The following is a 21,533-nucleotide window of genomic DNA, read 5'->3' on the forward strand; positions in this document are numbered from 1 at the left end:
CGGTGCGATCGCGGACTTGTTCGAAGACCTATCCGAGGGGCTCCGCGCGAAGGTCCGCGGCCACCCGCGCGCCGATCTCCCGGACCACGTCCGCGAGCAGTTCGACGTCCGCCTCGGTGGTTCGCCAGTTCACGATCGCCGGGCGCAGCGCGACCCGGCCCCGGTAGACGGTGGTGCCCGCGTACACCCGGCCGTCCTCGTTGAGTTCGGCGCCGAGTCGGCGGTTGAGTTCGTCCAGTTCGGCCTCGCCGGTCGGCGCCGTCGGGCGGTAGCGCAAACACACGACGCACAGGCGCACCGGGGCCAGCAATTCCAGGTCGGGGGCCTGCTCGACCAGCGCGCCGAGGTGGTTCGCGAGGTCGTTGTGCCGCTCGATCATCGCCCGGTACCCGGATCGGCCGTACGCGCGCAGGGTGGCCCAGATCGGCAGCGCCCGGGCCCGGCGCGAGGACTCCGGTCCGAGCGAGCCGTAGTTGAGGTGGGTGTCGCCGGCGCCGGGCAGATACGGGGCGTTCCACGCACCGAACGCCCTGCCCATCACTTCGGCGTCGCGGACGAACACGAATCCGCTCTCGTACGGCACGTTGAGCCATTTGTGCCCGTCGGAGGCCACCGAGTGGGCCCGCTCGACGCCCTTGACCAGGTGCCGCAGCCGCGGCGAGACGCCGGCGAACAGGCCGAACGCGCCGTCCACGTGCAGCCACGCACCGTAGCGTCGGGCCAGGTCGGCGAGCGCGTCGATCGGGTCGAAGTCGCCGGTGTCCACCTCGCCGGCGGTGGCGATGAGTACGGCGGGCCCGTCGATCTCGATCAGCGCGCGCTCCATCGCGTCGATGTCCACCCGACCCGCGTCGTCGCGCGCGCACACCCGGAGCGTGTCCCGCCCGCAGCCCAGGATCTGCAGGGCCTTGCGATTGCTGGGATGCACGTAGCCGCTGGTGAGCACCGGCATGGTCGGCAATCCGGCCAGCCCGTCGGCGCTGACGTCCACGCCGTGTTGCGCGGCCCACCAGTGCCGCGCGCAGGTGAGCGCGGTGAGGTTGGCGAACGTCGCGCTCGGGGTGAGCACCGCGCCGTACGAGTCGGGCAGCCCGAACAGGTCCTTGAGCCAACCGAGCACCACCGTCTCGGTCTCGGTCGCCAGCGGGGACGCGGCCCACAGTCCGGCCACCTGGTCGAGCAGACCGGTGATCCAGTCGCCCGCCTGGGCGGCCGGGGTGGCACCGCCCACGACGAAGTGGAAGAACCGGGGCCCCGAGGACTGCGTCGCGGCGCGGGTGCCCACGTCGAGCAGTTCCTCGACGCTGGCCAACGTGCCGTCGCCGCGCTCGGGCAGCGGTCCGCCCAGCCGGTCGAAGAGCACGTCGGCGGCCGGGATCCGCACCGGCAGGCCGGGCAGCGCCTCCAGGTAGGGCCCGGCGGCCTTGGCCACCAGGTCGAGGGCGGGCCGGGCGAGGTCACGTTCGTGGAGGGGGTCAGCCATCCTTGCAGGGGACCACGCGAAGCCCGACCGCGTCGAGTATTTCCTTGTCGCGCAAGGCTGTTGACGGATCATCAGGCTCGTCGTGCGTGGGCCGACGCGGGAGTGGGGAAGATCCCGTGCCGGGGGGCCGATGACCTCGATCTGGAGGAAGCGTGGCAACCGACATCGCGCGGACCCATCACCGGGGCGGTGACCTCGACGAGATCCGGCGGGTGCTGCTCGACATCTACGCCGAGGTCTACGCGGCGGATCTGGACCGGCCCTTCCACTCGGTGCCGACCTTCGCGGAGCGGTTGGCGCGCTATGCCGCGGCGCCCGGCTTCGAGTGCGTCGTGGGGTGGAGCCGCGACGTCCCGGTCGGCTACGCCTTCGGGTACACACTCCAGGCCGGCGCGCGCTGGTGGACCGGACTCACCGAGCCGGTGCCGGCGGCGGACATCGAGGAGGACGGCCGGCGTACGTTCGCGCTCAACGAGTTGATGGTCCGCGAACCGTGGCGCGGTTCCGGCGCGGCGCGCACCATCCACGACACGCTCCTCGCGGCCCGCACCGAACAGCGGGTGACCCTGTTGGTGGATCCGACCCACCCCAAGGTCCTCGCGCTGTACCTGCGGTGGGGTTATCGGGTGCTCGGCGACCTGCGTCCGGCCTGGCCGGACGCGCCGCTGCTCACCGCGCTGGTCCTGGATCGCGCCTGACCGGCGTCGGCCGCCCGGGCCCGCCCGGGTCGCGGTTGTCGGAGGATCTGCCCAATCCGAGCCGAGATCTCGGGGTCGGCATGGGGTGATCACACCGATTCGCGGACGGCGCGGCCCGCCCTACCCTGTGCCCGTGCGGTCACTTCGAGGTTTCGCGGACCATCCGCCGTTCGCGCCCGGGGCGGCGGGGCGACAACGTCGCGCGCTGGGCCTGACCTTCGCACAGGTGGCCGCGGCGATGGCGGCGTTTCGTACCCGGGTCACGGCCACCGACGTCGCGGCGTGGGAGGCGGGCACGGCGCGCCCGGGCGAGCCGGAACTGCTCGCGCTGGCCGAGGCGTTGTGGTGTTCGCCGGCCGAACTGATGGGCCGTCCGGGCACCTTGCGCGAACACCGGTTGGGCGCTCGGCTGTCCAAATCGGAGTTGGCCCGGCGGCTCGGCCTGCCCGAGCCGCTCTACCTGCGGGCCGAGGCGGACAACCGCTGGCGTGGCGACGAGCGCGCCACCGCGGTGCTGGTGCGCGAGCTCTCGCTCGACCTGCGCGGCCTGGCCGAGGTGGCCGGCGCCGCGCCCGTGCTGCGTGAACTGGTGGTGGACTCGGCGCTCGGGCGCTGGCAGGGCCGGGTCGGCAAGATCGCGACGCTGCTCGCGCTGCGCCGCGGTCGGGTGTCGGCCGCGCTGGAGACCCTCAACGACGAGTTCGCCTCCCGCGCGACGCTGTCCCTGTCCTGGGTGCCGCGCTCCGACACCGATGAGCCGCGGGGCACGACGGTGGATCCGGACGAGGTCGTGGACCGCTTCTGGGCACTGCTGGCACACCCGCCGGCCAACCCGGCGGCGGCGGGCGTGTGGCGAACCTAGGGCGTGCCCATCGCCTGTCCTGGGACATTCCCGTCCTGGGACATTCCCGCCGAGAAGCTTGCCTCTGTTTAGTTTCGGCGCGCGTGCGTAGGGTGCGCGCCATGAGTGACGCGACCGCGAACAAGCGGCTGATCGAGCAGTTCTGGCAGGACCTGTACGCCCGCGACTTCGCCAAGGTCGCGGCCTACTTCGCCGCCGACGGACACTACACGGACGTCGCCGCGCCCGGGCCCGGCGCGACCGGACCGGCGGCCGTGGAGGCCCGGCTGCGGCTGGGCCTGGAGATGCTCTCGGGCTACATCCACCACCACAAGAGCACCGTCGCCGAAGGCGACCTCGTGGTGACCGAGCACGCCGAGGAGTGGCACTGGGAGAGCGGCGAGCAGGTGGTGCTGCCGTTCGTGTCGATCCACGAGTTCCGGAACGGCGAGATCGTGCGCTGGCACGACTACTGGGACTTCGGCACGTTGATGAACGCCGCACCGCAGTGGTGGTTGGAGCACGTCGCCAAGGGCTACGCGCAGGACGCCTGACCGGCCGACCGCTCCACGCCGGGTGCTCCGGCCGACCGCCCACGACTTCGGCCGTGGGCGGTTCTCGTGGTGGCGGGAGCGCGCCTCTTGTCCGGAGCGGGCGCTTCCCGGGGCCACCCGATCGGGACGGTCAGGTGCGCGGTTCGATGCGTGCGACCACCGTGTCCGCGATCTGCGCCAGCATCGCGATCTGTTCCTCGGTGAGCAGGTCGATCAGGTTGCGCCGGACCGAGGCGACGTGCTGCGGCGCCGCCTCCTCGATCACCCGCAGCCCCTCGGCGGTCAGCACGATCTCGGCGCCGCGGCCGTCGCCCGCACACTCCTCGCGTTTGACCAGGCCGCGCTGCTGCATGCGTTTGACGTGGTGCGACATCCGGCTCTGCGACCACAACATGCGCTCGGCCAACTCGCCCAGCCGGCGGCGATGGCCGGTCGCCTCGGACAGCTCGGACAGCACGTCGTAGTCGGGGTCCGACAGCCCCGAGTCGACGGCCAGGTCACGGGCCACCCGGGTATCCACGAGCAGTCGCAACCGGCGATACCCCCGCCACGCGCGCTGCTGCCCGGGGTCCAGCCAAGGCGTCTCCTCGATGCGGGCCATGGCCACCAATCTAGCAGCTACTTGACATGTCATGTACTTGCCCGGAGGATCTACATGACACATCAACTACTTCGCCGACCCCGACGAGCGCGCCGGGAGTGCGCACAGGAAGGCGGATGCCTCGTGACCGCCCCCGCTCGCCTGCCGAATCGGCTGATCCGCCTGTTCCTCGGCCTGACCCTGTTCGGCGTCGGCATCGCGCTGATGGTGCGCGCCCGACTCGGCCTGGACGCGTGGAACGTGCTGCACGAGGGCGTCGCGGACCGGACCGGGCTGCCGTTCGGGCAGATCGTGATCGGCACCGCCGTCCTGGTGCTGCTGCTGTGGATCCCGCTGCGGCAGCGACCCGGGTTCGGCACGATCGCCAACGTCGTGGTCGTCGGCCTGGTGGTGGACGGCGTGTTGTGGCTGATGCCCGCACCGGAGAATCTGCCGCTGCGGGCGACGCTGTTGGCCGCCGCGATCGTGCTGACCGCGCTCGCCACCGGGTTGTACATCGGCGCGGGACTCGGCCCGGGCCCGCGCGACGGGCTGATGACCGGTTGGGCCGCTCGCGGCCACTCGATCCGGCTGGGCCGCACCGTGATCGAGGTGAGCGTCCTGGGAACGGGCGTCCTGCTCGGCGGCACGGTCGGCGTCGGCACGATCGTCTTCACCCTGGCCATCGGGCCGCTGACCCACTGGTTCCTGCCTCGACTGACACCGAAGCCCGCATCGAAAGCGAGTCGCCCACGATGGACACGAAACTCCTCGGCACCGACCGACGCGGCGTCCTCACCACTCTCAAGCGGGACGGCCGCCCCCAACTCTCCCCGGTCTCCTACCTGTGGGAGCCGGACCGCCGGTTGATCCGGGTCTCGGCCACCGTCGACCGCGCCAAGACCCGCAACCTGGCCCGCGACCCGCGCGCGAGCTTCCTGGTCACCGCTCCCGACTACGACGCCTACCTGGTCGCCGAGGGCCACGCCGAGATCAGCGCCGCGTGCCAGTCGCCCGACGACCCGATCGCCGACGAACTCGTCGAGGTCTACCGCCTGATCGTCGGCGAGCACCCGGACTGGGCCGAATACCGCGACGTGATGGCGACGGAACACCGCGTGGTCATCCGGATCACCGTCGAGCGCACCTACGGCTGGTCCCGCGCCTGAACGGACCGCCACCCCGGCGGACCGCCACCCAGCGGACGGCCACCGAGCGGACCGCCCCGAATACGTCGCGTTCCCGGGCCGCGGGGTTGCCCGGGAGCGCGACCCCCGACCGCGGCTCCGCACCGATCGGGACACCCGTCCCGATCGACCGCCGGGCCGAGGCCGTGGCCGTCCGTGATGTGCGCCGACCGGCCCGCGCCGCTCTCGGGCCGAGCACGCGAGAATTGGTCCAGGTCTCGGCACGACGTAGAGTTCCGCCGGGGTTTTGTGGCGGCGGCGAGCACAGGAAACGGCAACGGCGATGACAGCGAGTAGCGAGATTCAGGCGGACACGGGCGTGGCGGAGGGCATCGATCCCGCGCGTATGGAGTTGTGCCTGAGCGTGCTCGCCGAGGTCGAGGAACTGGACGTCGAGCACCCGGACGCGGTGCGGATCCGGCGGGCCACGGCCGGGATCTACAAGAGCGTCAAGGAGCGCCGCCGCAAGGAGCGCCGGGACCGGGTGATCGCCAACGACGAGGCGGTCACCGCCGCCACCGCGACCGGCGCGCCGGGCCGGATCGACGACGAGACCCTCGGCATCGCGCTGACCACGGTCACCACGACCGAGATCGCCGGCGTCCTGGAACGCGCCCGAGCCTGCTACATCTGCAAGAAGCGCTACCGCGAGGTGGACGCGTTCTACCACCAGCTCTGTCCCGAGTGCGCCGCCGAGAACCGGGCCCGCCGCGACCAGCGCACGGACCTGACCGGACGCCGCGCCCTGCTCACCGGCGGCCGGGCCAAGATCGGCATGTACATCGCGCTGCGCCTGCTCCGCGACGGCGCGCACACCACGATCACCACCCGCTTCCCCAACGACGCGATCCGCCGCTTCGCCGCGATGCCGGACAGCGCGGACTGGCTGCACCGGCTCAAGATCGCCGGGATAGACCTGCGCGACCCGGCCCAGGTGGTCGCGCTGGCCGACTCGGTGGCCGAGGCCGGACCGCTGGACATCCTGATCAACAACGCCGCGCAGACGGTCCGCCGGACCCCGCAGGCGTACGCGGCACTGGCCGCCGCCGAGGCCGCGCCGCTGCCCGCCGGCGAACTGCCGGAGATGGTCTCGTTCGGACACATCGGCGGCAGCGGCCACGTCCTGCTGCCCGGCCAGTCCCGCGCGGAGGAGCAGGCGCTGACCCCGCAGGCACTCACCGCGCTCGCCCTGACCAGCGGTTCGGCCTCACCCGCCCGGATCGAGACCGGCACCGCGATCGACGCGGGCGGCCTGGTCCCCGACCTGGACCCGGTCAACAGTTGGACGCAGCGCGTGCACGAGGTGGACCCGGTCGAGTTGCTCGAAGTGCAACTGTGCAACGTGACCGCGCCGTTCGTGCTGGTCAGCCGGCTGCGTCCGGCGATGGCCGCAGCCGAGGCCCGGCGCAAGTACGTGGTCAACGTGTCCGCGATGGAGGGCCAGTTCAGCCGCGGCTACAAGGGCCCCGGCCACCCGCACACGAACATGGCCAAGGCCGCGCTGAACATGCTGACCCGCACCAGTGCCGAGGAGATGCTCTCCGACGGCATCCTGATGACGGCCGTGGACACCGGCTGGATCACCGACGAGCGCCCGCACCCGCAGAAGATGCGACTCGCCGACGAGGGCTTCCACGCGCCGCTCGACCTGGTCGACGGCGCGGCCCGGGTGTACGACCCGATCGTGCGGGGCGAGGCCGGCGAGGACCTGTACGGCTGCTTCCTCAAGGACTACGCGCCGGCCGCCTGGTAGGCCGCCGACCTGCGTGTTCCGGCCCCGGCGGAGGTTCCCGCCGGGGCCGGTTCGGGTTCGGCCGCGAGTCGCCGAAAAAAACTTTCGCCGGCGCTGAACCCTTTCCGACCCCTCCCCCGTACTGCTGGATGTCGACGCGCAACGACCGGCACGCGAACCGGTCGACTCGGGAACGGGACCCAAAATCCGTCTCCCGTACCGCCGTTCGGCAAAACCATCGATCATCTTCCGGGGGTTCACCATGTCTGTTTTCAGCACCCGCAGCCTCGCCGCCGTCGCCATCGCCGGTGCGCTCGGTCTCGGTCTGTCCGCGTGCGGCAGTGACTCGAAGGACGACGGCAAGGCCGCCGGCACCGCGACGCAGCCCGGGCAGCAGTCCCAGCCCGCGCCGAACACGCCCGGCACGCCCGCCGCGCCCGCTCAGAGTGCGAACGGTACGGCGGGCAAGGCCGTGCTGAAGGCGGGCACGGACGCCAAGCTCGGCCCGATCGTCGCCGACGGCTCCGGCTTCACGCTGTACCGCTTCGACAAGGACACCGCCAAGCCGTCCAAGTCGAACTGCGAGGGCGACTGCCTCGCGAAGTGGCCCGCCGTCACCACCACCGGCGGCGTCACCCTCAACGGCGTCGACCAGTCCGTCGTCGGCAGCGTGACCCGCGGCGACGGCAGCACCCAGGTCACCATCGGCGGCTGGCCGGTGTACCGGTTCGCGGCCGACACCAAGCCCGGCGAGACCAAGGGCCAGGGTGTGGGCGGCACTTGGTTCGCGGTGACCCCCGACGGCAAGAAGGCCGGCGTGACCGCGACCACGGCGCCGCCGAGCGACAAGCCCTCGACCGGCGGCTACGGCTACTGATCGAACCGAGCGGTGGCGCGGCCCGGGCCCTCCACCGCTCCCGGCCGACTGCCGGGCGGCACAAGCCGCTTGGCCGTCCACAGGCACCACGGCACAGCACCACGGCAACAGCACCACGGCAACGACGCCGCGGTAACGACACCGCGGCGGTGACTCCGGCCCGCGCGCCCCCGCGCCACGCACGCGGACGAGGCCCGGCCGGACAACCCACGCGCATTCCAGGACCCATGTCTTCGGGGAGACTCGTCATGTCCGCACGCAAGTACACGCTGCCCACCGTCGCCTTCGCCGCCACGCTCGCGCTCGCGGTCACCGGATGCTCGTCGTCGGACACCAAGTCCGGTGCCACAAAGAACGGTTCGACCAACGTGGCCGCGGCCGAGGCGGGCAACGACCCCGGCTCGCCCGGGGGCGAACACGGCGGCGAGCACGGCTCCGAGCACGGCGGAGCCGTTCCCGCCTCCGACCGGACCACCACCGGCGCGGCCGAACCCGCGACCGGCGAGGAGACCTTCTTCGCCGCGGGCCTGTCCGGCGCGAACGAGGTCCCCGGCGGCAACGCCGCGGTGGGCGACAAGGACGGCAAGGGCACCGCGCTGGTCCGGATCAAGGGCGACCAGGTCAGCTTCGGGATCCGCTGGGAGGGCACCGGCGCGCCGACCGCGGCCCACCTGCACCTGGGCGGCAAGGGCAAGAACGGCGAGGTCAAGGTGCCGTTCTTCGCGACCGCGCTGCCCGACACCGCGAACGCGGTGACCGGAAGCGTCAAGGTCACCGACGTGGCGCTGCTGGAGAAGATCAAGAGCGACCCGGCGAGCCTGTACTTCAACGTGCACACCGGCGAGTTCCCCGGCGGCGCGATCCGCGGCCAGTTGGTCGAGCTCGCCCGCCCGGTCGAGATGAACAGCGTGCTCAAGAACGGCACGTTGCCCGCCGAGGCGAACGGGAAGCAGGAGGTGCAGAACGCCGAGGGCAAGAAGACCGGCGACCCGAACGGTCGCGCGGACACCTCGGTCCGCCCGTGGGGCAACTGCGTCGACTGGTCGTTCTCCTGGACCGGCGTCGCCCCGCCCACACTGGGCCACCTGCACAAGGCCGCGGCGGGCGCCAACGGTGACGTGGTCGCGCCGCTGTTCGACGCGAAGGGCGGGCTGCCGCAGTCGGTGACCGGCCTGGCCGGCACCGTGGAGGGGATCGACCCGGCCGTCGTCGAGCGGATCAACGCGACACCGGCGAACTACTACACCAACCTGCACACGGGCGAGTTCCCGGGCGGCGCGGTGCGCGGACAGCTCGACCGCAAGGTGGCCCCGAAGTCGCCGGCGCTGAACCTGTCGGTGCTCACGGGCAAGCAGATCTACCAGTGCACGACCAAGGACGGCGCGAGCTCCTTCACCCAGCTCGACGTGGCGGCCAGGCTCCAGGGCGACCTCAAGCACAGCTTCGTGAACCCGACCGCCGGCCCGCCGCAGTGGATCGCCCCGGACGGCAGCGCGGTGACCGGCGCGGTGGCGACCAAGCTGCCGAACGGGGACGGCAACATCCCCGAACTGGTGCTGAACGCGACCCAGACCGGCAAGCCGGGCCTGCTGCTCTCCGCGACCACCCAGGTGCTGCGGCTGAACACGCAGGGCGGCGTGGCCCCGGCCGGCCCGTGCGACCCGGCGACCCGGCCCACCGCCGAGGTGCCCTACCAGGCCGACTACCTGTTCATCGGCTGACCGAAATTCCGCTCCCCCGAGCCGGATCGTCCCCCTGAAAGACCCCGAAGGGCCGCGCGTCCAACCCCCACGCGCGGCCCTTCGGCAGGTCCGCTCCCGCGACGCGAACGTGCCCGGCTCTCACTCCGGCAGGGCGACGACCATCTTCCCGGTGTTCTCCCCGCGCAGCATGCCCAGCAGCGCGTCGAGGTTGTTCTCGATCCCTTCGACCACCGTCTCGCGGTACTTCAGCTTGCCCTCCTTGATCCAACCGCCGACCTCGGCGAGGAACTCGTCCCGCCTGCCGAAGTGGTCGATCACGATGAAGCCCTGGAGCCGCAGCCGCTTGCCGATCGACAACGCCAGGTTGCGCGGCGCCGGGGTCGGCTCGGTGGCGTTGTACTGCGCGATGGCCCCGCACATCGCGACCCGGCCGTGTGTGTGCAGCGCGCCGATCGCGGCCTCCAGGTGCTCGCCGCCGACGTTGTCGAAGTACACGTCGATGCCGTCCGGCGCGGCCTCGGCGAGTTGCGCGGCGACCGGCCCGTCCTTGTAGTTGAACGCGGCGTCGAAGCCGTACTCGTCCACCAGCAGCTTGACCTTGTCCGCCGAGCCGGCACTGCCGATCACCCGCGAGGCGCCCTTGAGCCGGGCGATCTGGCCGACCTGGCTGCCCACCGCGCCGGCCGCGCCGGAGACGAACACCGCGTCGCCGGGCTTGAAGGACGCGACGTCGAGCAGGCCCGCCCACGCGGTCATGCCCGGCATGCCCAGGACGCCCAGGTAGGCGGACAGCGGCGCGAGGTCGGGGTCGACCTTGACGGCGCCGGCGCCCTTGCCGGCGACCACCGAGTACTCGCGCCAGCCGAGCCAGTGCTGCACCGCGTCGCCCACCTCGAAGCCGGCCGCCTTGGACGCGACGACCCGGCCGACCGCACCGCCCTCCATGGCCTCGTTCAGCTTGAACGGCGGGGTGTACGACTTGACGTCGTTCATCCGACCGCGCATCGCGGGGTCGACCGACAGGAACAGGTTGCGGATCAGCATCTGCCCGTCGGCGAGCTCCGGGATCTCGACCTCGCGCAGGGCGAAGTCCTCCTCCTTGGGCCAGCCCTTGGGGCGGGCCAGGATGTGCCATTCGCGGCTGGTGGTGGGTGTCATCGGGCGTGGCCTTCCTCGGCGGTGCGGAGTGGATCGGGAAACAGGGAGTGGTGCGGGTACCGGTCGGACGGGGCGTCCCGTGCGGTGGTTCGGCCGTCAGGCGTCCACGGACTCCTGGGTTCGCGGCACGGACACGACGACCGGTTCGGCCCTTGCGGGTACCCGCTTGAGGCCGAGCAACGCCACCCCGACGACCAGCACGAGCATCACCCCGGCGATCACGAAGCTCAGCGTGAACCGGCTCTCGGCCGGAATCGGCGGGAAGCCCGCGGGCAGGCCGGCGACCGACTTGGAGGCGAGCAGCGAGGTGATCACGGCGCTGGCGATCGAGCTGCCGACGCTGCGCGAGATGGAGTTGATCCCGTTCGCGATACCGGTCTGGTGGTGCGGCACGTTGGCCACGATCAGCGCGGGCATCGCCGCGTACCCGAACGAGATCGAGATGCCGGTGAGCATGCCCGCGAGGATCACCGACGCCGAGGCGCCGTGCCCGAAGGCCAGCCACACGAAGCCGGCGATGCCGACCAGCGAGCCGATCACCAGGGTCATCCGGGCACCGATCCGGCCGACCAGGAGGCCGCCCAGCGGCGCCGCGAGCAGCGAGATCAGCGCGCCCGGGAGCAGGTATTCGACCGAGGCGCGCAGCACCGACGCGGTGAATCCGTACCCGGCCACCCGCTCCGGCATCTGGACCAGGTAGGAGATGCCGATGAACTGGCTGAACGCCGCGAAGCCGACGAACAGGCCGGCCAGGTTGGTGAGCAGGACCGGACGGTGCACGAACATCCGCAGGTCCACCAGCGGGTCGGCGACCCGGCGCTCGACCTGGACCCACACGCCCGCCATCAGCACGGCGCCGACGAAGGAGCCGATCGTCCGGCCGGACGCCCAGCCCCATTCGTGCCCCTGCGAGATGCCCAGGAGCAGCAGCACCAGGAACAGGCCGAGGGTCGCCGCGCCGAGCAGGTCGATCCGGCCGCCCACCTTGGTACGACTGGCCGGCACCCGGAGGATCACCGCGAGCAGGGCGACGCCGGACAGGATCGCGGAGAACCAGAAGACCAGGTGGTAGTTCGGGTCGTCGCCGCGGGTGAGCAGTCCGGTGGCCACCAGCGAGAGCCCGCTGCCGAACGCGAGCGTGCCGCTGATCAGCGACATCGCGCCGGGCAGCTTCTCCACCGGCAGTTCCTCGCGGATGATCGACAGCGCGAGCGGGAAGATCGCGGTGGCCGCGCCCTGGAGCACCCGCCCCAGGATCAGCAGCGGCAGCGAGGACGTCACCGCCGCCAGCACCGAGCCGGCGATCATCACGCCCAGGACGCCGATCAGCGTCGGCTTCTTGCCGTGCTGGTCACCGAAGCGGCCGAGCAGCGGGGTGAACACCGCCGCGGACAGCAGCGTCGCGGTGGTCACCCAACCGACCCCGGCGGGCGTGGTGCCCAACTCCTGCTGGAGCAGCCCGAGGATCGGGATGACCTGGGTCTGCGCCATCGCGACGACCATGGCGGCCAGGCCGAGCGCGAGGATCAGCGGGGCACCGGATCCTGGCTTGTCGGCGGTGGCGGTGGCGGTACTGGTGCCGGTGCCGGTGCCGGGCGGGGTGGGACTCACGGAGACGCTCTTTCTTCGGAAAGTCGGGTTCGGGACGACCGGGTTCGGGACGCCCTGGCGAAGCTTTGCAGCCTCGATGGTTGAAGTCTTCAAGCAATAGGACCGACCGTAGACACCCGCAAATTGCTACGTCAAGTTCAAAGGTTGAAGTCCTCAACCTTTTTGCGTTAGCTTGGATCCATGAGCAGCGCCACGGACACCGACGTCGATCCCAGCACCCCGAGCACGGCCGAGATCATGGACGCCATGGCCGCCGTGGGCACCGCGTACTTCCACGACTTCGCCGCGGTGGTCAGCCGGCACGGCCTGACCTCGGTGCAGGCCAAGACGCTCTCCCTGCTCCGCCGCCCGCTGCCGATGCGCGGGCTCGCCGACCGCCTGGTGTGCGACGCCTCCAACGTCACCGGCATCGTGGACCGGCTCGAATCGCGCGGCCTGGTGCGCCGCGAGCCCAACCCCAACGACCGCCGGGTCAAGAACGTGGTGGCCACCGAGGAGGGCCACGCCACGATCCGCCGCATCCGCAGCGAGATGCGCACCACCCGCGCGGCACTGGACGGGCTCACCACCGACGAGCGCCTCGCGCTGTACACCCTCCTGGGCCGGCTGCGCCCGGCCATGGAGACCGTGCACCCCTGACCCTCGGCCCGGGTCGGCGCTCAGCGACCGGGCGGCCGGTCCGGCAGGCCGAACGTCGGGAACAGCGCCCGATCCATGAACGACACCACCCGGGTCACGCCCGCGTCGGCAAGGGTGAGCACCTGGATCGCGTGCGGGCGCAGCACCCCGTCCGGATCCGGCGCGTACAGCGCGAACGCGGGTTGGCCGTTGGCCGCCGTGCGGATCATCCGGCCTCCGCGCAGCAGCGCCGGGCAGCGGGCCGCGATCAGCGCCACGATCGCCTCGGGTCCGACGAACCACGACGGCGTCGGCGGCATCTCCCAGACCGCGTCCTCGGTCAGCACCCCCATCAGCGCGGCCATGTCGGCGTTCTCGAAGGCGGCGGCGTAGCGGTCCAGCAGTGCGCGTCGGGCCGGCTCGCCGGGCCCGCGGACCTCGCTCGCCACCGGCGCCACCTCGGCAAGTCGGGCCCGGGCCCGCTGGAGCACGCTGTTGACCGCGGCCGTGCTGATCCCGAGCAGGTCGGCCGCCTCGGCGGCCCGGGTGCCCAGCACGTCCCGCAGGATCAGGACCGCGCGTTGTCGCGGCGGCAGGTATTGGAACGCGGCGGTCAGCGCCAACCGCATGCCCTCGCGCGCGGTCACGATCGCGGCCGGGTCGGCCGCGACCGCCGCCTCGCGGGTCTCGGCGACGAACAGCGCGTCCGGAATCGGCTGCAGCCACGCCGGTTCGGGCAGCGCGGCGGCCAACGGGGCGGTCGGGTCCTCGGTCGGCCCACCGAGGCCGGCCGGGAGGTCGCGGCGCCCCCGACGTCGTTCCAGCGCGCGCAGACACACGTTGGTCGCGATCCGATACAGCCACGTCCGCAGCGCGGCCCGGCCCTCGAAGCCGGCATAGCCGCGCCAGGCGCGCAGGTAGATCTCCTGCACCGAGTCCTCGGCGTCGTGTACCGAACCGAGCATCCGATAGCAGTACGCGAGCAGTTCGCGCTCGAACGGGCGGGTGAGCCGAACGAATTCCTCGTCGCCGTGCACCGTCGTGGTCATCTGGTCCCCCTTGGCTCCGTCCTCTCTACAGATCCGCGCCGACCGGAAAACTCATCGGTCGGGCGCGGGCCGGTCTCGCCGTGCACGCCACCGACGACTTTTCCCGGGCGCCCGGATCGGTATCGGTACAACCCGATCCGGCCGCGACGGCCGAGAGAGCAGGAACAGATGAGTGGCGACAGCGGCGGGCCGAGCCCGGCATCCGCGCGCGGGTGGGTGTTGACGCTGACCGCGGTGGCGTCCGTGATGGCCGCCCTGGACACCCTGGTCGTGTCCACCGCCCTGGGCGCGATCCGGGACGATCTGGGGTCGTCCGTAGAGGAGTTGGAATGGACGGTGAACGCGTACAACCTGAGCTTCGCGGTGTTGTTGCCGACCGCGGCGGCGTTCGGCGACCGGTTCGGTCGACGGTTGATGTTCGGTACGGGCCTGGCCGGATTCGTGCTCGCCTCGGCGGCCTGTGCGCTGTCGCGCGACGTGCCGACGCTGGTGGCGGCGCGGGCCGTGCAGGGTATCGGCGCGGCGCTGGTGATCACGCTCGCACTGGCGCTGGTGGGCGCGGCGTTTCCGGCCGAGCGCCGGGGCATGGCGATCGGGGTGCTCCAGGGTGTGACCGGACTGGGCGTGGGTTGTGGGCCGTTGGTGGGCGGCGCGATCGCCGACGGGCCGTCCTGGGAGTGGATCTTCTGGCTCAACGTCCCGATCGGTCTGCTCGCGCTGCCGCTGGTGTTCACCCGGCTGCCGGAGAGCTACGGCCCCCGCACGACGCTGGACCTGCCCGGGGTCGCGCTGGTGAGCGGCGGCGCGTTCGGGTCGGTATGGGGCCTGGTCCGGGGGAACACGGTCGGGTGGGGCAGCCCGGAGGTGATCTGCGCGTTCGTGGCCGGCGCCGTGCTCACGATCGGCTTCGTCCGCTGGGAACTCCGCTCGCCCGCGCCGATGGTGCCGATGCGCCTGTTCCGCTCCCGGACCTTCTCGGCGGGCAACGCGGTGGGCTTCTTCATGACCGCGTCGCTGTTCATCGGCGTGTTCTTCTTCGCCCAGTTCCTGCAGAACACACTCGGCTACGGTCCGCTCGACGCGGGTCTGCGGCTGCTGCCGTGGACCGGGACCCTGTTCGTCTGCGCGCCGATCGCCGGCGCGCTCGCCGACCGGGTCGGTGAACGACCGCTGCTCACCGCTGGGTTGCTGCTCCAGGCGATCGGCATGGGGTGGCTCGCGCTGCTCGCCCAGGCCGGGCCGAGCTACGGCGCGATGATCGCCCCGTTGGCCGTGGCCGGTTGCGGGATCTCGATGGCGATCCCCACCGTGCAGAGTTCGGTCGTCGGCGCGGTCGATCGTGCCGAGATCGGCACGGCGGCCGGGATCAACGGCATGACGCGCCAGCTCGGCGGCGTGTTCGGCATCGCCGTCGCCGTCGCGATCTTCGCCGGCGCGGGCAGCTACGCCTCACCGGCCGCCTTCGCCGACGGCTTCGTGCCGGTCGCGGCGCTCGGCGCGGGCCTGTCCCTCGCGGGCGCGGCGATCGGCCTGCTCCTGCCCGCGCGCCGCCCGACGACGCCGCCGGCCGGGTCGCCGGGTACACCCACCCGGACCGAGACGGCGTCGGTGCGGTAAGCCGGGTCCGGCAGGCCCGGCAACGGCCCGGCAACGGCGCGTGGTGGCGCGGCCCTTCGGGTGCGCACGGGACGAAGTCGGTTGCCGAGGCGGGCCTGTGCCGGGCAGGCCCGCCCGGTCGGCGAGCGTGGAGGACCACGAGACCGGTTCCGCGTCCGGCGTGCTGAACGCCGACCAGCAGCTCGGCGCGACGCTGGGCGTGGCGATCCTGGGCACGCTGTTCTTCGATGTCGCCGCCGATCCGGACGCGGGTCATCGGGCGGGGGCGTACCCCCACGCGCTGGAGCGCACGCTGTGGGCGGTCGTGGCCGCCCTCCTGCTCGTCGCTCTCACCGCGTTCCTGCTGCCGCGCCGACCGCGCGAGGACGAGCCGGGTGGCACGGGCCACCCGGGCCACCCGGAAGACAAGCGCTGCCCGCACGCCGAGCCGGCCGACACGCCGACGACCGGACGGGCTCCGCCGGACCGCTTCCGCCGGGCCGGGTGAGCCCGGTCGGCCGGGCCCGTCCTACGCCGGATCCGTCGGCGGTCCCGGCTCGGGATGCGGGGGTGCGGTTCCCGCCGGGATCGTGCCGCCGAGGGCGCGCCACAGGAGGGACGCGGTGCGGTACGGCCAGTTCGGCGGGATCGGGGCGCCCGCGAGTTCGCGGGCGTACCAGGCGCCGGTGCACATGGTCAGCGCGATCTCCAGGTCCGCGTCGGCGGCGAGGTGGCCCTGTCGGCGGGCCGACTCCAGCGCGGCCAGCAGCCGGGCCCGCCGCGGCGCGATCACCCGAGCCCGGTAGCGGGCGCGCAGGTCCGGGTCGGTGGTGTCCTGGAGCATCGTGCCGACCAGCGAGAGCCGGCCGGACTTCGAGACGCCGCGCTGGAAGTCGGTCAACTCGGCCACCAGCGTGGTGAACGGATTGTCCGCGGCGAGGTCGGCGCGGTCCTCCTCGGCCAGCGCGGCGACCACCGCCGCGGCGAGTTCGGCCTTGCCGGGCCAGCGGCGATACAGCGCCTGACGGGTGGTGCCCGCCTCCTGGGCGACAGCCGCGAGCGACATTCCGGCGTACCCGTCCCGGGCCAGATGGCGTCCCGCCACGGCCAGGATCCGGGAGTCGATCGCGCTGTCCCGGGCGCGACCGGAACCGCGACTGGCACTTTCCATTTCAATACACTCCTGTATTGTATTGAATCAGCACCGCACCGAGACAGGGGTAGCGAGCGTGACCATCGTGTTCAACCGTCCCATCATCCCGTCGGGCCGACCCATCGGTTGCACGCCGTGACCGGCGCGCCGATCCCGGCCCGGCTGCGGTCGCTGCTGATCCGGGCACGTGTCCTCGATCACGAACTCACCCGGCGGATGACCGACGCCGACGCGGGCGAGCCGCTGCGCGACACGGTGCTCCGGCCGATGACCGAGGCGCTGATCGAGATGGGCGGGGATACCGCCGGACCTCAGCCGAGCGACCCGCCCGCCGGCACTCCCGCCGGCACCGACTGGGATCCGGCCGGTCCGGTCCGCGAACTCGCCTCGGACGTCACCCGGTTGCGCGTACAGATCAGCCCCGAACCGCCCACGGGCCTGATCGAGGCCGCGGCGGCGCTGCAACACCTGGCCTGGCTGTTCACCGACGGTGACGCCGAACGGGCTGCCCTGGTCGCCGAGTTCACCGAGATCCAGGGCGCGCTGCCGACCCGCGTCCAGGTCGCGCCGGACGGACCGTACCTGGTCACCAACGCGACTCACGTCACCGACCGGCTCGGCGAACCGATTCCGGTGCTGCCGCAGACCGCGCTGTGCCGCTGCGGCGAGTCGGCGACCAAGCCGCTGTGCGACGGCAGCCACGCCCGGATCGGCTTCAGCGGTGCCAAGGATCCGGGTCGAGTGCCCGACGAGCGCCACACCCACCCGGGCAATCCGGTCGAAGTGACCGACAACCGGGGCCTGTGCGCGCACTCGGGCCTGTGCACCGACCGGCTCTCCTCGGTGTTCCGGCAGAAGGAGGAGCCGTTCGTGGCGCCGTCCGGCGGCCGGATGGACGAGATCGTGCGAACCGTCCGGGCCTGCCCGTCCGGCGCCCTGGACTACCTGCTCGAGGGGCACGAACCACCTTCACAGCAGCGCGAACCGGTGATCGAGGTATCGCTGAACGGCCCGTACCGGGTCACCGGCGGCATCCCGCTGGTCGGCGCCGACGGCGAGCCGGAGCCGCGCGGCCCGGGCGCGCCGACCGAGCGCTACAGCCTGTGTCGATGCGGTCATTCGCGAAACAAGCCGTTCTGCAGCGGGATGCACTGGTACGTCGACTTCGCCGACCCGCCGCCCTCCGCCGAACCCACGCTCTACGAATGGGCCGGCGGGCTGCCCGCGCTGACCCGGATGACGCACATCTTCTACGACAAGTACGTCCCGCAAGACCCGCTGCTGGCACCGCTGTTCGCCCGGATGGCGCCGGATCACCCGGAACGGGTGGCGGCCTGGCTGGTCGAGACTTTCGGCGGCCCCAAGCTGTACAGCGAGCGCTACGGCGGCTACGACCACATGGTCGGCGAGCACGCCGGCAAGGCGCTCAAGGAGGAATGGCGGGCCCGCTGGGCGCAGTTGATCAGCCTCGCGGCGAACGACGCGGGTCTGCCCACCGACGCCGAGTTCCGCGCCGCGTTCGCCGGTTACGTCGAGTGGGGTTCGCGGATCGCGGTGGAGAACTCCCAACCCGGCGCCCGCCCGCCGGCCCACATGCCCGTACCGCGCTGGTGGTGGGTCTGCGGCGCCACCCCGGGCGCCCGGGTGTCGGCGCTGTCGCCACCCCCGAAAGAGGAGACGACCGACATGCCCCTGCCGGCCGCGGACGAACCGATCGGCTTCGACGAGCACATCAGGCCGTTGTTCCGGGAGATGGACCGCAAGTCGATGAGTTTCATGTTCGACCTGTGGGCACACGCCGACGTCAGCACGCACGCCGAGGCGATCCTGGCCCGGCTGCGCCAGGGCACGATGCCGTGTGACGGCGCCTGGCCGGCGGACCGGGTGGACGCGTTCGCCCGCTGGGTCGCCGAGGGCAAGCCCGAGTAGTCGGGCGGACATCGGCCGGCGGTCCGTGCCGGGGCGCGGGCCGCCGGCACCGACCCGGATCCCGGTACGAGCCGGTCGGTTGTCCGACGACTTCGGATGTGTACCGATTCCTCGACAGCCCTCCACCGCCGGCCCAAACCGTGAATGCCCCCAGTACAGTCGGCGAACGTAGGGAATCGGTACTGCGGAGGCAGGCGGACGTGACATCCATACCGGCGGGGAACGCGGGGGACGGCGACGAGAAGGCCTGGCGGTTGCCTCGGCTCGACGAGGTGGAGAGTCGGCTGCCGACTCGGATCGACACGAGCATCCCGCACACCGCCCGGATCTACGACTATCTGCTGGGCGGCAAGAACAACTTCGCGGTCGATCGCGCGACGGCGGACGCGATCGTCGCCGCGATCCCCGATCTGCCGGTCACCCTCCAACTCAACCGGCTCTTCCTGCGCCGCGCGGTGCGCTACGCGGCCCGCCGCGGCATCCGCCAGTTCCTGGACATCGGCACCGGCATCCCCACCGCGGGCAACACCCACGAGGCGGCCCACGAGATCGCCCCGGACGCCCGGGTCGCCTATGTGGACAACGATCCGATCGTGCTGGTGCACGGGCGGGCGCTGATGACCGACGCCGACCCGGGCCGGATCACCTTCACCCAGGCCGATCTGCGCGCGCCCGAGGACATCCTGTCCGCGCCCGAGGTGCTGGAGGTGATCGACTTCGGCGAGCCCGTCGCGCTGATGCTGGTCGCCATCCTGCACTTCATCCGGGACGACGAGAAGCCGCACGAGATCGTCGCCCGGCTGCGCGACGCGCTGCCCGCCGGCAGCATGCTCCTGCTCTCACACGCGTCCTTCGACGCCAACCCGAACCAGGGCCGCAAGGGTGCCGACGGGTGGAAGAACGCCTCCGCCGAGATGACCATGCGCCGATACGACGACATCCTGGCCATGTTCGCCGGATTCGACCTGGTCGAACCCGGCCTGCGCACCCACTGGAACCCGGACGCCGAACCGGACCACCCCCTCGACACGGTCGAGAACGTCTGGGGCTACGGCGCGGTCGGCATCAAGCCCCAGGGCGCGTCCTAGCCGCCACCCCGCCCCAGCCACCACCCCGTCCCAGCCGCCACCACCGTCCGATCCGACCCAGGGCCCGTCCGGGCCACGAGCAGGCCCGCCGGCGCGTTGCCGACGGGCCGCTCGGCGGGTGGAGGGGTCACCCGGTCTCGCCGGCGACCACCGACGGAAGCGGTGGTTCCGGTTCCGGCTCGGGGCGCCGGCGCATGACGGATTCCGCGATCTCACCGCTGCGGATCGCGATGTTCGACAGCAGCGACGACGTCAGCCCGTGGGTGTGTTCGGTGCCGCCCTGGAGGTAGATGCCGCAGGCCAGTTCGGGCGTGGTGACCAGCCGGTAGTCCCGGGTCACCCGGTATCGGCCGGTCTCGTCGCGCAGGCAGTGCCGGTCCAGGTCGCCGAGCAGCGCGGTCGGCTCCATTCCGTCGTAGCCGGTGGCGAACACGATCGCGTCCACGTCCAGTTCCCGTGACTCGTCGGCGGGCAGCGACAGCAGCGACACCCGCGTCTCGTCACCGGCCCGCTTGACCTGGTCGACCCGGGTCAGGTTGAGGAAGTGCAACCGCCGGACGCCACGCACCTCTTCGTCGTACGAACGCCGGTACAGGTCGCGGATCACCTCGTCGTCGACCACCGAGTAGTTGGTATTCCGGTGGTAGTGCCAGAACGCCTCGCGGGACCGGTCCGTCCCGAAGTAGTAGGTGTCCACCGCGCCCGGGTCGAAGATCTGGTTCGCGAAGGGGGTGTCGTCCGCGACGCAATAGCCGTAGGACGGGATGATCGAGGACACCTGCGCGTCCGGCAGCTCGTCGTAGAGGAACCGGGTGATCTCGGCCGCGCTCTGCCCCGCGCCGACCACCGCCACCGACTTCAGGTCGGACGGGTTCATCCGGCTGTACTTCTCCAGGAACTCCGAGCTGTGCCAAACCCGTTCATCGCGCACCACACCGTTGGGCATGCGCGGTACCAGGCCGGTCGAGATGGCCACGTTGCGCGCGTCGACCACCCTGGTCGCGGAGCCGCTGCGGATCTCCAGTTGCACGTGGTCGGCCGCGGCCCCGGCCTTCGCCGCCGCCGGCACCCGGATCCCGGTGACCTCCGAGCCGTAGCGGACCCGGTCGGTGAAGCCGGCCGCGGCCCATTCCAGGTACTGGTGGAATTCCTGACGGGTCGGAAAGAAATCCTGATTGTTGACGAACTGTGCGAGCCGGCCCGACGCGTGCAGATACGACACGAAGCTGAATCGCGACACCGGATTGCGGAAGGTCGCCAGATCCTTCATGAAGGAGATCTGCATGGTCGTCGTGGGCAACAGCATATTGCGGTGCCAGCCGAACGCGGGCTGTCGCTCGAAGAAGATCGCCGCCGGCTCGGCCCGGTCACCCGGCGCCTCGGCTCGATACTCGTCCAAGGCGATGGCCAGCGACAGATTGGACGGGCCGAATCCGATGCCCACCACGTCGTAGATTTCGCGTGCAAAAGTGCCCATAGAAAACTCTCCCGCTAGCGTGGCGGCGACAGGGACTTCCGTATCTTCGACGAGTCGTCACGGCACCAGCAGGAAACGCTGGTCGTGGATTCAGGATGGAATTCGTCGAACGTGCCCTATGATCCCATATCTCTCGACCGGCCGTCCGGGAGAAACGCATTCGGTATTGCGCCGGGGGGCACCGCAGCTTCAACTTAAG

The 21,533-nt window shown here is 71.7% G+C and carries 20 protein-coding genes; 13 read left to right on the top strand and 7 right to left on the bottom strand.

The window, feature by feature from the left end; all coding sequences use genetic code 11:
- Positions 1–28: 28 nt before the first annotated feature.
- The gene (locus tag ACWCPW_RS00055) at positions 29–1,483 is read right to left on the bottom strand and encodes a pyridoxal phosphate-dependent decarboxylase family protein (protein WP_449759282.1); all 1,455 of its coding nucleotides are present in this window, start codon (positions 1,481–1,483) and stop codon (positions 29–31) included.
- A gap of 152 nt (positions 1,484–1,635) precedes the next feature.
- Here ACWCPW_RS00055 and ACWCPW_RS00060 point away from each other — a divergent pair, with 152 nt between their 5' ends.
- The 3 genes from ACWCPW_RS00060 to ACWCPW_RS00070 all read left to right on the top strand — a co-directional run bounded on the left by ACWCPW_RS00060 (position 1,636) and on the right by ACWCPW_RS00070 (position 3,576).
- Entirely contained in the window at positions 1,636–2,181 is a 546-nt protein-coding gene (locus ACWCPW_RS00060; RefSeq protein ID WP_449759283.1) for an N-acetyltransferase family protein, read from the top strand.
- 133 nt (positions 2,182–2,314) lie between these two features.
- Positions 2,315–3,043 (top strand): XRE family transcriptional regulator, encoded by a 729-nt coding sequence (locus tag ACWCPW_RS00065; protein ID WP_449759284.1) that lies wholly within the window; start codon positions 2,315–2,317, stop codon positions 3,041–3,043.
- Positions 3,044–3,144: 101 nt separating this feature from the next.
- Positions 3,145–3,576, top strand: a complete 432-nt coding sequence (locus ACWCPW_RS00070) for a nuclear transport factor 2 family protein (RefSeq protein WP_449759285.1) — start codon at positions 3,145–3,147, stop codon at positions 3,574–3,576.
- A gap of 130 nt (positions 3,577–3,706) precedes the next feature.
- On the opposite strand, the gene ACWCPW_RS00075 is transcribed toward ACWCPW_RS00070, so the two are convergent.
- Positions 3,707–4,177 (bottom strand): MarR family winged helix-turn-helix transcriptional regulator, encoded by a 471-nt coding sequence (locus ACWCPW_RS00075; protein WP_449759286.1) that lies wholly within the window; start codon positions 4,175–4,177, stop codon positions 3,707–3,709.
- 123 nt (positions 4,178–4,300) lie between these two features.
- Between ACWCPW_RS00075 and yczE the strand changes: the two genes are divergently transcribed.
- The 5 genes from yczE (at position 4,301) to ACWCPW_RS00100 (ending at position 9,673) form a co-directional block, all read left to right on the top strand.
- Positions 4,301–5,026: a membrane protein YczE gene (gene yczE, locus ACWCPW_RS00080; protein ID WP_449759287.1), complete on the top strand. Its 726-nt coding sequence runs from the start codon at positions 4,301–4,303 to the stop codon at positions 5,024–5,026.
- Positions 4,912–5,325, top strand: coding sequence for a PPOX class F420-dependent oxidoreductase (locus ACWCPW_RS00085; protein WP_449759288.1), 414 nt, complete (start codon positions 4,912–4,914; stop codon positions 5,323–5,325). Before yczE ends, ACWCPW_RS00085 begins: the two co-directional genes overlap by 115 nt.
- A 301-nt stretch (positions 5,326–5,626) precedes the next feature.
- Complete coding sequence (locus ACWCPW_RS00090) at positions 5,627–7,096, top strand: SDR family NAD(P)-dependent oxidoreductase (RefSeq protein WP_449759289.1); 1,470 nt, start codon at positions 5,627–5,629, stop codon at positions 7,094–7,096.
- A 241-nt stretch (positions 7,097–7,337) separates the two neighbouring features.
- Positions 7,338–7,952 carry a hypothetical protein gene (locus tag ACWCPW_RS00095; protein WP_449759290.1) on the top strand — a complete coding sequence of 205 codons (615 nt, stop codon included), beginning with the start codon at positions 7,338–7,340 and terminating at the stop codon, positions 7,950–7,952.
- Between the two features lie 248 nt (positions 7,953–8,200).
- Positions 8,201–9,673: a CHRD domain-containing protein gene (locus tag ACWCPW_RS00100; RefSeq protein ID WP_449759291.1), complete on the top strand. Its 1,473-nt coding sequence runs from the start codon at positions 8,201–8,203 to the stop codon at positions 9,671–9,673.
- 120 nt (positions 9,674–9,793) lie between these two features.
- Here the strand turns inward: ACWCPW_RS00100 and ACWCPW_RS00105 are convergent, their stop codons facing one another.
- Both ACWCPW_RS00105 and ACWCPW_RS00110 read right to left on the bottom strand, forming a co-directional pair.
- On the bottom strand, positions 9,794–10,813 hold the full coding sequence (locus ACWCPW_RS00105; RefSeq protein ID WP_449759292.1) for an NADP-dependent oxidoreductase: 1,020 nt from the start codon (positions 10,811–10,813) through the stop codon (positions 9,794–9,796).
- A 96-nt stretch (positions 10,814–10,909) separates the two neighbouring features.
- Complete coding sequence (locus ACWCPW_RS00110; RefSeq protein WP_449759293.1) at positions 10,910–12,424, bottom strand: MFS transporter; 1,515 nt, start codon at positions 12,422–12,424, stop codon at positions 10,910–10,912.
- A 180-nt stretch (positions 12,425–12,604) separates the two neighbouring features.
- On the opposite strand from ACWCPW_RS00110, the gene ACWCPW_RS00115 reads away from it, so the two are divergent.
- Complete coding sequence (locus tag ACWCPW_RS00115) at positions 12,605–13,063, top strand: MarR family winged helix-turn-helix transcriptional regulator (RefSeq protein ID WP_449759294.1); 459 nt, start codon at positions 12,605–12,607, stop codon at positions 13,061–13,063.
- Positions 13,064–13,083: 20 nt separating this feature from the next.
- Here the strand turns inward: ACWCPW_RS00115 and ACWCPW_RS00120 are convergent, their stop codons facing one another.
- Positions 13,084–14,091 (bottom strand): sigma-70 family RNA polymerase sigma factor, encoded by a 1,008-nt coding sequence (locus ACWCPW_RS00120; RefSeq protein ID WP_449759295.1) that lies wholly within the window; start codon positions 14,089–14,091, stop codon positions 13,084–13,086.
- Positions 14,092–14,259: 168 nt separating this feature from the next.
- Between ACWCPW_RS00120 and ACWCPW_RS00125 the strand changes: the two genes are divergently transcribed.
- The gene (locus ACWCPW_RS00125) at positions 14,260–15,708 is read left to right on the top strand and encodes an MFS transporter (RefSeq protein WP_449759296.1); all 1,449 of its coding nucleotides are present in this window, start codon (positions 14,260–14,262) and stop codon (positions 15,706–15,708) included.
- 97 nt (positions 15,709–15,805) lie between these two features.
- Complete coding sequence (locus ACWCPW_RS00130; RefSeq protein WP_449759297.1) at positions 15,806–16,195, top strand: hypothetical protein; 390 nt, start codon at positions 15,806–15,808, stop codon at positions 16,193–16,195.
- A gap of 21 nt (positions 16,196–16,216) precedes the next feature.
- Here ACWCPW_RS00130 and ACWCPW_RS00135 read toward each other — a convergent pair whose 3' ends face one another.
- Positions 16,217–16,858: a TetR/AcrR family transcriptional regulator gene (locus tag ACWCPW_RS00135; protein ID WP_449759298.1), complete on the bottom strand. Its 642-nt coding sequence runs from the start codon at positions 16,856–16,858 to the stop codon at positions 16,217–16,219.
- A gap of 117 nt (positions 16,859–16,975) precedes the next feature.
- On the opposite strand from ACWCPW_RS00135, the gene ACWCPW_RS00140 reads away from it, so the two are divergent.
- Both ACWCPW_RS00140 and ACWCPW_RS00145 read left to right on the top strand, forming a co-directional pair.
- Complete coding sequence (locus ACWCPW_RS00140; protein WP_449759299.1) at positions 16,976–18,769, top strand: CDGSH iron-sulfur domain-containing protein; 1,794 nt, start codon at positions 16,976–16,978, stop codon at positions 18,767–18,769.
- Positions 18,770–18,969: 200 nt separating this feature from the next.
- Positions 18,970–19,857, top strand: a complete 888-nt coding sequence (locus tag ACWCPW_RS00145) for an SAM-dependent methyltransferase (protein WP_449759300.1) — start codon at positions 18,970–18,972, stop codon at positions 19,855–19,857.
- Between the two features lie 127 nt (positions 19,858–19,984).
- Here ACWCPW_RS00145 and ACWCPW_RS00150 read toward each other — a convergent pair whose 3' ends face one another.
- Complete coding sequence (locus tag ACWCPW_RS00150; RefSeq protein ID WP_449759301.1) at positions 19,985–21,334, bottom strand: lysine N(6)-hydroxylase/L-ornithine N(5)-oxygenase family protein; 1,350 nt, start codon at positions 21,332–21,334, stop codon at positions 19,985–19,987.
- Between the last annotated feature and the right edge of the window lie 199 nt (positions 21,335–21,533).

The sequence above is a fragment of the Embleya sp. NPDC001921 genome, assembly GCF_053594475.1.

What these genes read in the sequence shown, in the direction of transcription:
- ACWCPW_RS00150 (WP_449759301.1), bottom strand. Translation starts at nt 21,334, where the DNA reads ATGGGCACTTTTGCACGCGAAATCTACGACGTGGTGGGCATCGGATTC.
- ACWCPW_RS00085 (WP_449759288.1), top strand. Translation starts at nt 4,912, where the DNA reads ATGGACACGAAACTCCTCGGCACCGACCGACGCGGCGTCCTCACCACT.
- ACWCPW_RS00095 (WP_449759290.1), top strand. Translation starts at nt 7,338, where the DNA reads ATGTCTGTTTTCAGCACCCGCAGCCTCGCCGCCGTCGCCATCGCCGGT.
- ACWCPW_RS00120 (WP_449759295.1), bottom strand. Translation starts at nt 14,091, where the DNA reads ATGACCACGACGGTGCACGGCGACGAGGAATTCGTTCGGCTCACCCGC.
- ACWCPW_RS00055 (WP_449759282.1), bottom strand. Translation starts at nt 1,483, where the DNA reads ATGGCTGACCCCCTCCACGAACGTGACCTCGCCCGGCCCGCCCTCGAC.
- ACWCPW_RS00100 (WP_449759291.1), top strand. Translation starts at nt 8,201, where the DNA reads ATGTCCGCACGCAAGTACACGCTGCCCACCGTCGCCTTCGCCGCCACG.
- ACWCPW_RS00125 (WP_449759296.1), top strand. Translation starts at nt 14,260, where the DNA reads ATGAGTGGCGACAGCGGCGGGCCGAGCCCGGCATCCGCGCGCGGGTGG.
- ACWCPW_RS00090 (WP_449759289.1), top strand. Translation starts at nt 5,627, where the DNA reads ATGACAGCGAGTAGCGAGATTCAGGCGGACACGGGCGTGGCGGAGGGC.
- ACWCPW_RS00135 (WP_449759298.1), bottom strand. Translation starts at nt 16,858, where the DNA reads ATGGAAAGTGCCAGTCGCGGTTCCGGTCGCGCCCGGGACAGCGCGATC.
- ACWCPW_RS00070 (WP_449759285.1), top strand. Translation starts at nt 3,145, where the DNA reads ATGAGTGACGCGACCGCGAACAAGCGGCTGATCGAGCAGTTCTGGCAG.
- ACWCPW_RS00105 (WP_449759292.1), bottom strand. Translation starts at nt 10,813, where the DNA reads ATGACACCCACCACCAGCCGCGAATGGCACATCCTGGCCCGCCCCAAG.
- ACWCPW_RS00075 (WP_449759286.1), bottom strand. Translation starts at nt 4,177, where the DNA reads ATGGCCCGCATCGAGGAGACGCCTTGGCTGGACCCCGGGCAGCAGCGC.
- ACWCPW_RS00115 (WP_449759294.1), top strand. Translation starts at nt 12,605, where the DNA reads ATGAGCAGCGCCACGGACACCGACGTCGATCCCAGCACCCCGAGCACG.